The sequence below is a fragment of the Wolbachia endosymbiont of Diaphorina citri genome, assembly GCF_013096535.2.
Classification (GTDB): Bacteria; Pseudomonadota; Alphaproteobacteria; order Rickettsiales; family Anaplasmataceae; genus Wolbachia.
Map to the genome: position 1 here is coordinate 1,528,193 of NZ_CP051265.2, position 14,276 is coordinate 1,542,468.

At 35.4% G+C, this 14,276-nt stretch carries 18 protein-coding genes; 1 reads left to right on the plus strand and 17 read right to left on the minus strand.

Going from position 1 to position 14,276, the window contains the following annotated elements; translation table 11 throughout:
• The first annotated feature begins 183 nt into the window (after nt 1–183).
• Complete coding sequence (locus HGO49_RS07055) at nt 184–429, plus strand: hypothetical protein (protein WP_172758463.1); 246 nt, start codon at nt 184–186, stop codon at nt 427–429.
• A gap of 216 nt (nt 430–645) precedes the next feature.
• Here the strand turns inward: HGO49_RS07055 and HGO49_RS07060 are convergent, their stop codons facing one another.
• The 17 genes from HGO49_RS07060 to HGO49_RS07140 all read right to left on the minus strand — a co-directional run bounded on the left by HGO49_RS07060 (nt 646) and on the right by HGO49_RS07140 (nt 14,182).
• The gene (locus HGO49_RS07060; RefSeq protein ID WP_172758462.1) at nt 646–2,175 is read right to left on the minus strand and encodes an ankyrin repeat domain-containing protein; all 1,530 of its coding nucleotides are present in this window, start codon (nt 2,173–2,175) and stop codon (nt 646–648) included.
• 156 nt (nt 2,176–2,331) lie between these two features.
• Entirely contained in the window at nt 2,332–3,822 is a 1,491-nt protein-coding gene (locus tag HGO49_RS07065) for a recombinase family protein (RefSeq protein WP_172758461.1), read from the minus strand.
• Nucleotides 3,823–3,824: 2 nt separating this feature from the next.
• On the minus strand, nt 3,825–4,256 hold the full coding sequence (locus HGO49_RS07070; protein WP_172758460.1) for a DUF2924 domain-containing protein: 432 nt from the start codon (nt 4,254–4,256) through the stop codon (nt 3,825–3,827).
• A 4-nt stretch (nt 4,257–4,260) separates the two neighbouring features.
• Nucleotides 4,261–4,758 (minus strand): ankyrin repeat domain-containing protein, encoded by a 498-nt coding sequence (locus tag HGO49_RS07075; protein WP_172758459.1) that lies wholly within the window; start codon nt 4,756–4,758, stop codon nt 4,261–4,263.
• A gap of 38 nt (nt 4,759–4,796) precedes the next feature.
• Nucleotides 4,797–5,534 (minus strand): ankyrin repeat domain-containing protein, encoded by a 738-nt coding sequence (locus HGO49_RS07080; RefSeq protein ID WP_172758458.1) that lies wholly within the window; start codon nt 5,532–5,534, stop codon nt 4,797–4,799.
• Between the two features lie 168 nt (nt 5,535–5,702).
• The gene (locus tag HGO49_RS07085; RefSeq protein WP_172758503.1) at nt 5,703–6,869 is read right to left on the minus strand and encodes a phage tail protein; all 1,167 of its coding nucleotides are present in this window, start codon (nt 6,867–6,869) and stop codon (nt 5,703–5,705) included.
• A gap of 263 nt (nt 6,870–7,132) precedes the next feature.
• Complete coding sequence (locus HGO49_RS07090; protein WP_172758457.1) at nt 7,133–7,924, minus strand: baseplate assembly protein; 792 nt, start codon at nt 7,922–7,924, stop codon at nt 7,133–7,135.
• A gap of 2 nt (nt 7,925–7,926) precedes the next feature.
• On the minus strand, nt 7,927–8,262 hold the full coding sequence (locus HGO49_RS07095; RefSeq protein WP_172758456.1) for a GPW/gp25 family protein: 336 nt from the start codon (nt 8,260–8,262) through the stop codon (nt 7,927–7,929).
• Nucleotides 8,263–8,267: 5 nt separating this feature from the next.
• Nucleotides 8,268–8,522: a PAAR domain-containing protein gene (locus HGO49_RS07100; RefSeq protein ID WP_172758455.1), complete on the minus strand. Its 255-nt coding sequence runs from the start codon at nt 8,520–8,522 to the stop codon at nt 8,268–8,270.
• 5 nt (nt 8,523–8,527) lie between these two features.
• The gene (locus HGO49_RS07105) at nt 8,528–8,992 is read right to left on the minus strand and encodes a phage baseplate assembly protein V (protein ID WP_172758454.1); all 465 of its coding nucleotides are present in this window, start codon (nt 8,990–8,992) and stop codon (nt 8,528–8,530) included.
• Nucleotides 8,979–9,449, minus strand: coding sequence for a hypothetical protein (locus tag HGO49_RS07110; protein WP_172758453.1), 471 nt, complete (start codon nt 9,447–9,449; stop codon nt 8,979–8,981). The genes HGO49_RS07105 and HGO49_RS07110 overlap by 14 nt, the downstream gene beginning before the upstream one ends.
• Complete coding sequence (locus tag HGO49_RS07115) at nt 9,446–9,937, minus strand: phage tail protein (RefSeq protein WP_409350572.1); 492 nt, start codon at nt 9,935–9,937, stop codon at nt 9,446–9,448. Before HGO49_RS07115 ends, HGO49_RS07110 begins: the two co-directional genes overlap by 4 nt.
• A complete protein-coding gene (locus HGO49_RS07120) occupies nt 9,934–10,245 on the minus strand; it encodes a head-tail joining protein (RefSeq protein WP_172758452.1) in 312 nt (103 codons plus the stop codon). The genes HGO49_RS07115 and HGO49_RS07120 overlap by 4 nt, the downstream gene beginning before the upstream one ends.
• Nucleotides 10,245–11,249 carry a major capsid protein gene (locus HGO49_RS07125; protein WP_172758451.1) on the minus strand — a complete coding sequence of 335 codons (1,005 nt, stop codon included), beginning with the start codon at nt 11,247–11,249 and terminating at the stop codon, nt 10,245–10,247. The genes HGO49_RS07120 and HGO49_RS07125 overlap by 1 nt, the downstream gene beginning before the upstream one ends.
• 43 nt (nt 11,250–11,292) lie before the next feature.
• Nucleotides 11,293–11,664 (minus strand): head decoration protein, encoded by a 372-nt coding sequence (locus tag HGO49_RS07130; protein WP_038536951.1) that lies wholly within the window; start codon nt 11,662–11,664, stop codon nt 11,293–11,295.
• Between the two features lie 74 nt (nt 11,665–11,738).
• A complete protein-coding gene (locus tag HGO49_RS07135; protein ID WP_172758538.1) occupies nt 11,739–12,776 on the minus strand; it encodes a S49 family peptidase in 1,038 nt (345 codons plus the stop codon).
• Nucleotides 12,776–14,182 (minus strand): phage portal protein, encoded by a 1,407-nt coding sequence (locus HGO49_RS07140; protein WP_172758450.1) that lies wholly within the window; start codon nt 14,180–14,182, stop codon nt 12,776–12,778. Before HGO49_RS07140 ends, HGO49_RS07135 begins: the two co-directional genes overlap by 1 nt.
• Nucleotides 14,183–14,276: the final 94 nt, after the last annotated feature.

Here is a 14,276-nt window from a genome sequence, read left to right on the forward strand (position 1 = left end):
TCTCGGTTTGACACACTTTTTTGAACATCCCCTTCATTTTCACAAAATTCTCTAAGTGAAGATGTTTTCAATCATCCTACTGTCAAACGCAATCTGGATATTTTATCTAATAGAACTCCAACTCGCAGTAATTCTGTTAGTAGTTTTGCTTCTAATAATATCCATTCAAGTTTTAGTAGTAGTATGGATGGCAGTATTGAGTCTAAAAGCAGTTCTTTTATTGACCTTAGTGGTTCTGATAGTGGAAAAGGTACATCTATTCCTTCTACACCAGAGAGGATGATTATTTCTTCGGACGACTTAATTAAAACTAGGTCACAATTGAAAAAAGTAAATTATCAGGAAAAAGTAGGGAAACAACAGCCTTCTACATTTATGTCTGGTCAAGAGCCTATTCAGGTGACACAATCTTTGCAAACATCAATATAAACAAAACAGCTCACCTTCTTCAAAAGGATGTTACTTATTCAGTAATGTCCTTTTATTTCTTATTACAATATAGATTTTCGATTATATTTTAGATAAGTTGTTAAAAATCCTTTTATTAAGTATAACCAAATTTTAAATATTGTATACCTATTAACTTTAGTTAAAATATACATAATAGCATTATTCAATGTTATGTTGGTTGTACTATCTGACTTATCAGAATAAATCAAGGCTTTGTTCTAATTGAACAGGTGTGTTATCATTTTCTGTATCATTTCCGTATATGAATAGCTTGTTACTAAAATTAACATATAAGTTCTCGCGATAACAGCAGTCTTTATTTATTTCTAGATTATGGTAATTTTTGTAGTGAAGATTATTATTACGATCATAATAGATAAACTCATCAATAAGATGACCTACTTTTCTATTTGTTATAACTTTATAAACACTTACACTCTGCCCCTCAGAATCGTTCTTTAACTGAAATAATGGTCTCCAATCATAGGATAGATTTAAATTTCTACCTTTCTGTAAACATATATGAGAATTTTCAACGAAATCTGGCAATTCTCTGTACTCTGGATCATATTTTTTATATTCGGACAGTAAGTTTCCTAAGCTGTTGCATAATGCCAACTTTAGTTCTCCATCATCATCACGCACCACTCTTAAAAAGCTGAATTCCTGAGGTATTTTGATATTCTTATCAGTGAAATAATTGCGTATATATAACTCATTATCCTGAAAAAAGTATCCTATATTTGAAAAGTTACCAACATCGTTATTTTTCTCATTTGATATCTTTGTACTACTAATATCACCATAATTTTCTCCCTTGACGATCTTAAATAACATACTTGCTTGTGTGTTATTGTGATCTAAAAATTTATAGTTTTCATTATTAGCAACATCTAGTACTGCTTTTGCTAGTTCTTTTAACTTAGTAGTCATAAGTTGCTCTGTAACCTTCTCTGGTTTTACATCTTCACCTTTAAGTCCTGGATCGCCCTTTTCTCCTTTAGGACCTTCTGGCCCTGGGCTACCCGCTGGCCCCCTAGCAGAATTTTGAAACTCAGTATCACCCTTTACACTCTTTGCTACTGCACCCTGAAAATCTGAATTATTAGCAATCTCTGTTACCAACTTATTCTTATGAGATGGATCAGTAACCAATTTCTCAGCAACTTTCTCAGGATCCGCATCTCTTCCCTCAAGACCTGTATCACCTTTCATTCCCTTTTCGCCCTTTGGTCCTTGTTCACCTTTTATGCTTGCTTTGAATCTGTCGTCTTTCTTAAGTGTTTCTGATATTCGTCTTGTTAAACTTGATAACAACTCCTCACCCATAAGCTTGTCTGCTACTTCTTTGTGACCCCGCAATTCAGCTTCATGAAGTGGAATTTGCCCTTTATTATCCTTAGAATTAACATTAGCACCCTTCTCCATAAGCTGTTCTACTACATCTAAGTGACCATAGTATGCAGCTTTGTGTAGTGGTGTTTCACCCTGATCATCCTTAGAATTAATATCAGCTTTACTTTCTATAAGCTTTTTTACTATATCTAAGTGACCTTTCTCTGCAGCTTTATGCAATGGAGTTTTACTATGATCATCCTTATAATTAACATCACCTCCCTCTGATATCTTATTTGCAACTCTTGTAATATCTCCTTTGCTTGCAGCCCAAATCAAGTCTTTATTCAATTTTTCCTGTTGTTCAGGAGTTATTTCATTGTTAGACATGTATACCTTCTTTTTTTGTTACAGAGATTATTGATTCATAAACACTTTTAAAATCTGATATATTAAGTTATATTATCAGAATGTGTATGTAATACAGCGTAAGTAATTACAATTTGTTAATTTCCTGTGATTAGTATAGATTATCGCGACTGGTTTTTAGGAACAAGATAATGCTAATTTGTAAAATTTCTTCATCTGCTCACTCCAAAGCATCGGTATTTCTCTTAAATCAGCTAGCCTCAAATTACTTGGTTGCCTCCCATTTACTATATCTTCTTTAATCTTTGGTGCTAAATAATTCAGCCTTAAAATTTGCTGTATACGTTTTGTACCTATATTAATTTTGGCACTCAGTTCCTTTACACTTCCATATTTTCCCTCTTCTAGTTGACGTTTCCATAGGTGGGCTCTTACCACTGCTTTGAGTAACGCATTGTTTGTTTTACCTTCTGGCTCTACTACTGTGCATTTATTTCCTTTCTTTTTTATTGGTATAAACTTTTCCTCTGATTCAGAATGCACCTCTATTCCATCTTCTCTTACCATTACTCCCTTTATTAACTTTTTCACTACTTCTTTCTGTTCTCTGAAACTTAAATTTTTCCATTCTTCTCCCCATTTTTCATATAGCTGCTCTGTCTTTCTCATTACTTCTTTTTCCACCTCTCCCGCTACTATAGTTCTGTTTATTGATTCACAACCTTTTCCCCTTAAATGGTTATTACATATATAATATCGGTACCTTTTATTCTCTTTTTTTGAGTACGTCAAAGTCATATTTACATCACAGCTTTTGCACTTAATTATTCCCTTTAGTAGCGCCTCTTCATATCTTGCTTTTCTATATGGTTGATTCCTTATCAATTCCTGCGCTTTTTGCCATTTTTCTTCCTCTATTATCGCCTCATGTTTTCCTTCATACTCTTTCTCATAATGCCTTATTTTTCCCGTATATATTGGATTTGTTATTATTCTTCTCACCGTCGCTTTTTTAAAGATATCTGATTTTCCTTTCGTACGGTACCCTTCTCTGTTTAACTCCCTTGCCAACTCTGCCATTGACTTCAGCTCCACATATCTTTCAAATATATGCTTTACTGTTTTTGCTTCTTTCTCATTTATTATTAATTCTTTATCTTTTACATCATATCCAAATGGCAAAGTTCCTCCCATCCATAGTCCGTGTTCTTTTGATGTTGCTATTTTATTTTTTACTCTCTCTACTATCATCTCTCTTTCTAGCTGTGCTGCTCCTGATAACACCGTTTGTACGAACTTTCCCATTGGCGTATTATTATCAAATATCTGCGTTACTGCTACAAAATTTACTCTATGTCTTCTAAAAAATGATGTAACTTCGATGCTATCTTTTGTTTCCCTTGATAGTCTGTCTAGTGTGTACACTACTACACAATCTACTTCCCCTCCCTTAACATCTTCAAATAATTCCTTTATTGCTGGTCTTTCTAAATTCTTTCCTGAATATCCTCCATCATCGTACCTTTTGGCCAATATTACCCAGCCTTCTCTGCTCTTTATGTACTTTTCACATGCTACTCGCTGTGCATCAAGACTGTTAAACTTTTGTTCTAGTCCATCCTCATTTGATTTTCTCGTATATATCGCACATCTTACTTCTTTTAGCATTTTCAACTTCCATTTTTTTCACGCATTCCAAATAATAAAGGTCCGTTGTAACTCATTCCCATTATTTTTCCGGCTACTGCTGACAATGACGTGAAAAACTCTTCTTTGTAGATTAAACCCTTATCTGTTACCATTACCGCATGAGTCTCTTTACCTCTTTCTAATATTAGCTCTGTTCCTGCTACCGGAAGTTTATCACTACTTATTCTCTTTCCCTTCTCCAGCCGATCTGCTAAATAATCTAGTCTTTTTAACCCTTTTCTTGAAATTTCTCCATATGCTTTTTCCTGCATTCTATAAGCTAATCTTGGTATCAGATATTTCTTTGAATGTTTAGGTGCCTCTTCCCCAAATACCTTCTTCCACATTCTCCTTAGCTCTTCTAACGTTTTTTTCTCTAAATTCATTACTTTCTTTTCTGTTTCTTCCTCCATGTTTTTAGCCTCTCATAGAAGATTTCCCACTTTGCTGTTCAAATAACTTTTCAATTCTGTCTATTTCTTTCTTTAATACCTTGGCTATTTCTTCACTATTTTTTGCATAATCCATCGCTGTCATTCCGAACTTATCTTCTTGCTCTATTTCTGCTCCTGCTTCCACTAACTCTTTTACTATTTCTACTTTCCCCACCATACATGCAAGGTGCAATGGAGTGCATTTATTGCCATACTCTTCAGCATTTACATTCCCTCCTGATTTTATCAATTCTCTCACGGTTTCTAGACGTTTCTCCGTTACCGCTAGGTGCAGTGCTGCGTATCCTTTTACATCTGCTGCATTCACATTCGCTCCTTTTTCGACTAACAACTCCACTGTTTTTACCTCTACTGCATAATGTAGAGCTGTTCTTCCATTCTTGTCTCTTGCATAAATATTTTTATATAAGTTCTCTAATAGCGATTTATTAAATGATTCTTTGTTACCAAGCTTTAACATAATCCACCTCACCTTTTCTTTAAAATCAAGTCCCCTTTTTAAGCCTTTCTTCCTACTACATTTTCTACCTCATCTATCATTTCATTCACTTGGCTGATTATCTTGCTTGCTAAATTTTGACATTCTTTCTTTATTAGCGATTTGTCTCTCTTCCTTATTTCTCCTATCTCTATTATTTTTAGCTCTGGCATGTAGCTTCCATTCAACATGTCTGCTATTTCTCCCACTAGCCTCTCTATTCCATAGCATGTCAGTTCTCTATTTTTTATTACTCCTCCTTTTTCTCTCAAAAACTTGCTTGCCTTTTCACTTTCTTTGCTATCACACAGAGAATACTTTTCACTTTCCCAGATGTAATACATTGGTGTTGCACCATATTTATTCAGTTGATTAACCTCAGCTCCTGCTTTTACTAGCTCTTTTATTATTTCAACTCCTGCTCCTCCTATTTTGCACGCAGAGTGCAGTGGCGTACATCCACTGACATATTGAGTGGCATTTACTTCTGCTCCTTCTCTTAGCAGTACTTTTACATTTTCTAAACTCTTTGCGAATACTGCACAGTGTAGTGGTGTATAACCATTTTTATCTCTTGCATTTACCTCTGCTCCTTTTTTTATTAATAATCTCACTATTTTGTAATCAGAGATTTCTACTGCTTGATGCAAGATCGTCTCTCCTTCTTCATTTCTTTTATTAATGTTTTTAAACCCGTTACTTGATACTTCTTTAAAAAACTTACTAAAAGATTCTCTCTTTTCTTCGTTGAACCCCATTGCATACCTCACAAAATTAGCTTTTCTAGCGCCAGATAAATTTCTTATGTTTACCTTCCGCTATTCAAGTCATGTCCTTTTTAGCATGAGAAAGCAAGTCTTTTTCTTTTTATTTCATACACTTTTACCTATTATTAATATAATATATGAGTATCTAAATATAAATACTTAACTTATTAGAGATATTATTCGACTATCTTTCCAACTTCTGTGTAAATGTCGATGTTCGTGCCACTTCAGTACTCCCAGGTAAAATACTAAAATGTGCTTTTCTAATTCGTGTATTGAGTCTTTTTGCTCTGAATCCAAATCATTTTTATAGTAAACGTTGTGTTCTGCTAAAACATATTTTCTGACCTTCTGATCTGTATAATTTTCTACTTTATAGTTGTGAGTAACGCTAAATCTTTCTAAAATTGGCTTGTGTTTTAAATTCCAACGTTGCCCTGAAAGTTTATCGCTTCCCAATACAAATTTATTTCCTCTTTCTTCTACGCTACTAACTGGAAAGCACGCATTTATTTCTCCTAACCTCCAACTGTCCGATAATACTATTTGTGCCTTAGCAAACTTAATTTCTGGTAATAAACTTTGTGGTAATGGATATAGTGCTTTTAAGTTGTACCACAAATGATTTCTTTCATAAATACCGTTATAATTCTTTGTGTGAGGCTCTGTTTCTCCAAGTACTGCTACATCTAATCGATATATGTCATTACTAAATGTTTGTTCATAATGCTCTCTTAAATAGTTGTCTACAATCTCTACTAACGGACCTCTAGAACTGAAAAAATTTATTCTTCCAAACGATAACACTGGTCCATTTTTTTCAACTTTTATACCAGAGTAGTCTGATAACAAACTTCCAAATAAACTTTCATCTAAAATAAACCTATCAACGTTATAGTGATCATTGAAAATCCTCATTAGCCGCGATCTTGCTGGTAACGATAGTTTTGCAAGTTCTACTACTGCATCCACAAAAAAGTCATTTGGAACATCTTTTATTCCTATTTGCAACTCGAAAAAATGTTTACCAGGTGGTTCTTCGATGATTGTAATATCTTCTATATTTGCCCACTTTAGTGCTATTTTAAGTGATGCAGGTGTTCCTCTCAGTCTTTGAAATTTTACTCCTTCTACTATCGCCCTTCTTTTATTTTTTACCCAGCGCAATATCTCTTCTAAACCATATTCTTCTATTATCCATGGTAATGTTTCTTCTTTCAGGTTGAACTTAAACCCTCTGATACAGCTTGGATCAACCTTATAATCTATTGCATCAACCAGTGCTTGCTCTTGCTTTGTTGCGTTTGGCGGTAATAAACTTTTCATTTGTCTTTTCTTTCAAGTTGCTTTAATTTCCTTTATTTAGGTAGCTTATGAGTAAGCAAGAGATCATTTCAGAAAAATAAAGATGTTCTTAATATCAAAAACACTTTCCATAATGTTTGACAATATTATCCATACTTTAAAAAACAAGTTACAACTTCTGGAAGAAAATCAATACTTTCGTCTCCCTAACATTGGATCCAGTAAACCTTAAACCACTTATTGCACGCAATCCCCTCACTGGCACAAAACAAAAAAAATACGTTTTAAATCCTATCTAACTTGACGTAGCCAAGCACTGCACACTCATTCCCCAGAACCACAACATCCTCTCTTGGCTCGATTAATTCTACGTTTTCTACACCATCTACAAATAGATTCGCTATTATCCAAGATCTTGTTACGTTCCATCCCAACCTTTTGCTTGCTTCAAACTTCTTAATGAACTGCTTCTTGATTTCCTCCTTTGATATTATAGGACTTATACTCATTCTGCTGTGAATATCTATTTCCGTAATATTGCAACCAATGACTGTTACTGTATCTGTTAAAACCCTTATATCATCTCTAGTAACCTGCTTTCTTATAATTTCAAGTAGCTCTTCTGGCAGTGTGGATAATTGTGTTGATAAGATTGAAATTTGTACTTTTCCTGGTATAGGTGATTCTACCAATGCATCTTTTACTCTACTATCTGCTGACAGTGCATGATATTTATAATATTCCTTACTTCCTCCTGTTGACCAACCTGCTATTTTTGCTTTTACCCTCTTTCTAAATCGTTCGTCATCTTCTTCTTTCTGCCTCTCTACTCCATAAAATTCAGCCAAATTATCAAGATCTTCTCCCGTTGCAAATTTAAGTAAATTACCCTTTACAGCTTCGCTTATCCTTTGTCTGAGCAAAAGTTCTCTCCACGCTGCTACTTCCAGAACCTTCATTGCTGGATCGGATTCTACTAATCCTGAAAAGGTTTCATCTCTACGGACCAATTCTTCCTTCATTCTCGAAAAGATTTCCTCAAAGTTCAGTGGCTCGATAATATTTGGCTGCTGCATCTTTATACCACAATCCCATCAAAGCGAATGTTTTTCCCACTTGGCACGTATAATCCTTCCAGGTCAAGCGTTACTTTTCCCTCTTTTACTTCTGTAATTTTTACTTTTTCTAATTTAAACCTTTTTTCCCATTTTTCCAAAGCCTCTGCTGTTGCTGCATATATCTCAAGTGTTAAATCTCTATTTATCGGTTTATCAACTAATTCAAGTAGCCTTGAACCATAACTTCTCCTCATTATTCTACTGTTTACTGGAGTGGTTAATATATCAATTATTGATTGTTTAAGATGGTCTAAACCTTCCAATTCCTTTCCACTAGTAGCACTCATACCACGCATCTTTTTTACCCTACAAATACATTTTTGCTATTACCCATCACATAAAAACCACACGATACTAAATCTCCTGTTCTCACTACACCAATACCATTCACAAATACTCTGTTTGAACCTTGTACTATCGTCTCTCCCAAAGTTGCAATATCACCTTTTCGACACACAGATCTTCCTTTCTCAAAAACATTGCTGCTTCCACTCATACAAACATGAGCTGGTATTCCACTGCAATAATCTCCTACACAAGCTACTGTTTTTCCCATGTATTTTAATTTAGGTCTATTCTACTTCCTTTCAGTTTTATTCCACTTTTTGTCATCTCTATGCTCGATTCCCCAGCCTTCAGTGTTATTTTATCTACTACTTCAATCTCTAAATGATGTTTATCTTTATCGTATGACAACTTTGTTCCATCTTGAAACTTCACACTATTTATTTCTTTTTTATTCTCTGGTGCAGAGTATTTTTCCTGGTATATCCCTCCTAACACCACTCCTAACGATAATTCGCCAAGAGGAGAAAATATCATAACCTGTTCACCGATATCTGGTGGAGACCAATCTCTATCTTTTCCTGCTTTATTTGTTATCCACGGTAAATAATCTGTTAAAAATTCGCCTATTTTAATTCTTACTTTTGCTTTTTCATAATCTACTTCTTTTACAAGCCCTATTCGTACAATGTTTGCTAATTTTCTTTGCAGCTCTGAAATAGCAAAATTACTCTCTAACATTTTCTCCTATTGTAATCGTATGTGGCTTAATCTTATTTTCTGTCCATATCGATTTACCTAAATGAAGCTGATGATTCCAATCAACCATCCACACCAAATATGCATCTAATTCTGGTCTAAATCCATCAGGCTCTGCAGAAAGAAATTCAGCCGGAGATACATTCTTTTCCCAGGTATTCTTGTTCACTACTCTTGCTACTTCTGCTGCTAATGACCTTACAACTAACGAGGAATCCTCTACTGTTCCATCAACTACAATTCTCGCTTCAAATCTTGCTTTCAGCGCTAATTCTTCTGTTCCAGGATCATGTCCTTTTTCAAATCCGCTAAGTTCCACAAACACCGCTGGCGCTAATAATTCTTTCCTTATCGATGGATAAATTTCACAAGTTTGAATTGCTGGTATTTCTTTCTTCAGCGTAGTGCAGATTGCGTTATGCAAATCTTTAAAATTCATATATTTCTTGTAATATCACGTTCAAAGAACTTTTCAAACACTTCCTCAACCTCATAATTAACAAGATTCCCTATTATCCTTGAAGCCTCTGGTTCCAGTGGTAGTTTTACTTCCTTTATTGGCAATGCTGCTCTTCCTTCACGTTTAAAAATACCGCTATTTCCTTTTGGCATAACTGCTGCAAATCCTCCTATAAACTCATGCTTTCCTACTTTCGATCCTCTTCTTGTTTTTTGTATTTTACCAATTGTCGATGCTTTAATGTCATAGAGATTTGCTCTAATTAACACTTCTAATCTGCTAGTTTTCGCCTTAAAAATTCTTAATCTCTTTCTTATCAAACTTTTCTTTTCCTCACTGATTTCCTTAGCTGCTTTTGATTTTAGCCATATTGCTGTTTTGTTCAGCGCTTTTGTAACTGCCAGTTTTATTTTTTGCTCTTTTCTTTCAATATTGGAGATTATTTCATTAATATTGTTACTAATCACACACTTTCTATTGCCTCAATTTTTAATATTTTACCTGAAGAATCTTTCAATGGTTGTTCAAAAATCTTGTAGAACCTTTTTTCAATCTTGATATAATCACCTATGCTAAAGGAAGTAACGTCCTGATCACGTATTTCTATAGAAGCAATTTGCTGAGTTAATTCTCCACCTGCACCTAAAGAGTACGTAGTCTCAGGACATTTAATTAGCACTTTTATTTTACGAATGCCCTCCTTATTTTTATTACAATATGTGGCTTCCACTCCTAAATGCTCAAAACAATCTTCCAATAATTTTCCTATATTCATCAACTAGAACTAATTTTTACCAAAATGGCCGGACGATGGCACATTGGCAGAGGATTTGACTGCGTATGTAAATCGGTCCCTCTATCGAATCTTCTCGGCTCTTGTTTTGCGTATAGTGGCTGTCCAAGAGTATTTACTGTCTCATTAAAATCTGCTGGTGCAAAATATGTTGTAAATGTGCTTGCTGTTCCTACTGGAAAACAGTGCCCTGTATCTTTCTCAATAAATCTTCTAACCGTTCCTTCAGGGCCAGTTGCTTGCCCTCTATATTCCTCAAATGTTATGCCACAGAACGTAAATCCTGACCTCATATCATTCCGAAGTGCTGCTCCTTCTTGCCATCTTTCGTATGCTTCTTTCACTTTACTATGCGAAGTTAATGCATCAAAAAACTCAGGGCTTACCAAAGCATGAATCCCGGTCATATATTCACCACTTAGATTATCTTCAATATGCCGCAATACTTCTAGACATTTACGCTTGACATCGGTTGTCGCTGTTCCTAGTGCAAAATTTACTACTTTTGGTGTTATTTCAAATTCGTTGTACAGATTTAGTAATTCTGACCCATCAGCATCTAAAATTATTCCTTTCAGCGCTCCCATCCGCAAATGCTCCAACGTTATTGCATGTTTATTTCTCATTAGCTGCAAATGGTCAGTTATTACATCTGCCAGCGCTTTCAGTTCACTCTCTGATCCAAATGCCCTTATTCCTTGTACTTCCTCTGGCAGTACTACATCATCATGTGGAATATGTGGAATCGTAAACGTTCTTACCTTTCTTTTTCCTCTTTTTCCTACTGTTGCTGGCGCCCCTGGAACTTGCGTTGGTAGTAAACTTAAAACTCCGTTATGTTCTTCTATTGTAATATGTCTAAATCTTACTGACCTATTTGGAAATAAATTTAAATTTTCAACCCGTCCATAATTTATCGGCAATATATTCATCGCATTTGTTAGTGCCGTCATGCTAAATGCTGTATTTGTAAATGGATTTTGCATTTTTTCTTTTCCCCCTTTGTGTTTTTTATTGTTTAATATAGCTTTAGGCCGCTTTACGGATAATGATTCCTCGTCCTTCAAGTTGCTTTATTGCTGTAGCTTTCTGTTCTTCAGTAATATTTGCTGGCCACACAACTGCATGATCAGCTAGCATGGCACCACGAGCAATAATTACTCCTTTACTATTTTCCTTTGCGTTTACATCGCTTGCTATCACTCCTATCGCCGTTTGTGTACCATCTGTGGCAGTTGGATTTAAAGCTTTAATAAAACCATCTTTAGTATCATAACCAACTACTGTTCCCAGCTTTAGATTTTGTCCCTTGGCTACTGTTATCTGATCTCTTGAATATAAGTTGGACACTTCATATTTCAGAAGATCTCCTAAATTATTTCCTTCAGTTATACTTATCATGTCTTTTTCTCTCCTTTTTTTATTTTTTTACCGCCATATTTGTGGTTGTTATACACGGCGGTTATACACATACTTTAAATGTTTGATTGCCCACGACTTTTCGCTACCTGCATCATCAACTCTTCTCCTGAATTCTGTGGTATTGCACTCAGTATCTCTGTCTTTTTCGTTCGCTCTGCAAGTAATTCCATTAAAACCTCCCTTGCTTGCTCAACACTTACACTTTGCTCAATAAATTCTCCTATCTTTTCTGGCATCTTCGATAAATTACATAAACGTATTAATTCAAGAACTTCAGTACGATACTTGGTTAAATTATCAGTTTCTAGGTCATTTGTAGTTTGTTCATTCATAGTAATACTCCTATTTTTATTAATAGATGAAAGAATTGTCATTCCGTCTGCAAGGCCTATTTCTACTGCTTTCTCCCCAAAATATAGCCCTGCCTCTGTTGATCGAATCTTTTCAATTGAAAGACCTCTGTTCCTTGCTATTAGCTGCAAAAACATTTCATATAGTCGGTCTACTTCTTTTTGTAAGCTTCCCAGACTTTCAGACGTCATTGGCTCATGTGGATTTAAATCATTCTTTCGACTACCAGCAAAGATTGTGGTATACTTAATACCTTGCTTTTCATCAAACCTACTTTGATCTATGTGACTTGCTATTACTCCAACACTTCCTACTCCTGAAGTTCTACTCACAAATACCTTCTCAGTGCTAGAAGCTATAGCGTACGCTGCAGAATATGCATCATCATTTGCTATCGCTATTATCCTCTTTTTTCCTCTTGCACTATAGATAAAATCAGCTAAGTCAAATACTCCATTTACCTCTCCTCCTGGGCTATCTATGTCCAGTAAAATAGTCTCTATACTACTATCTGCTAATGCTTGTGCAATTTGTTCTTCTATTTGCTCATATGATGTCATCCCAAGCATTTCATCAAACGCACCTGGTTTTTTCGTCAAGATTCCATGAATTGGTATAATTGCAGTTCTTTCTACGTTACTTTTGATAGAGTGATTTTTGAAAATTGGCTGTTTTCCTTTGTATAGCGATAGTAGCTCAAAACTCCTTGGTTCAAGCATTAATGGCTTTCCTAAGAGCATCATAATCCTTTACAATCAGAGTCAAACATTAAGTTGAGACTATTTGCACGACTCTGATCTTCTGCTATTTCTTGATCTATTTCTTCTACATCGTAACCCATTTCTGATACTACTTCCGATCGACTTTTGAAGCCATTCCTTACTGCCATTTGCTGTGCTTGTTGATCTTTTAAAGGATCCACCCAATCAAATCCCTGTGGTATCCATTTTACTTCTTCTTTCGCTGCTTTTACTACTTTTTCATCTATACGGAGTTCTCCACAAAGTACTGCTAATTCTAGCCATCTATTCCAAATAGGTCTACAAAACTGGAACACTATCACGTTATGCTGTAACATTGCACACCTTCTGCGAAACTCTATCAGCCCTGCTCGAATGGATGAATAATTAACACCGGTTAAATCTCCTGTTAGCTGCTCATATGTTATCCCTGTACCAATCGCTATTGCTCTGAGTTGCTGTCTCATAAACGCTTCATAACTTCCTCCAACATCTGATGGCTCTGAAAATTTTATATCTTCTCCTGGGTCTAAAAGCTGCATTGTTCCAGGTTCCAGTCCAGATAGTGCTACTCCTTGCTCATTACTTTCACTTTCTCCCATGATATTTGCTTCTGGATCAAGTCTTGTAATAAACCCTGCAAACATCGCTGCTGTCTTTTTTCTCACTAATTCTGCATCATCGTATTGATCAAGCTCATAAAGTTTCAGCAGTATATTAGAAAGCCAAGGCTCCCCTCTGATTTGCCCAGGTCTTAAAGGTTTATAGATATGTAAAACATCATTTGCCGGTACTCTAACTGATTCTCCAAACGAACCTTCACCTGGGTGCTCTCTAAATAGGTAATAAGCTTCTCTTTGACCAAGTCGGTTAAATTCAATACCACTACGAATAATATTGCCGTTCGCAAGAGTCTGATTGCTTTTGTTATCTAAATGCTCTGATTCCAATACTTGAAGTTGCAATGGTACAGAAAATCCATCTTCGAGTTTACGATTTCGGAGGCGTACAAAACACTCTCCACCTTCTATCATGCTCCTACATACCAGAGCTTGTAATCCATAAAAATCACTTACTCCGCTACTGTCTGCTTCATCTGTCCATTTTAGCCATAATTCTTGTACTTTCTTTCGAAATTCTCCATCTCTTGCTTTTGATTGCGGTTTTATTCCTGTTCCAATAGAGTTACTTACTATCGTATCAATTATATTTGCAGCGTAAGGATTTTTTCTCACCATATCACGTGATCTACTACGTAAAGTTTCAAGGTTTTGAGACAGCAAATTGTTTATACTTCCTAACTCTGGTTGAAAGTGAAAAAATCTTCTTCCTGAGCCTGCTGCATCCCACGCTGAGCTTTTTATCTTTGGTTTGTTAAATAATTGCTTGAAGGTTTTTAGCAGCATTTATAAAATTCCTTTACTCGTTGAAAAAACAATTTTCCTCTTTGGCCTCATGCCTGCAACTTTTAACTCAGCCTTAATTCGTTGTCTTAAATTC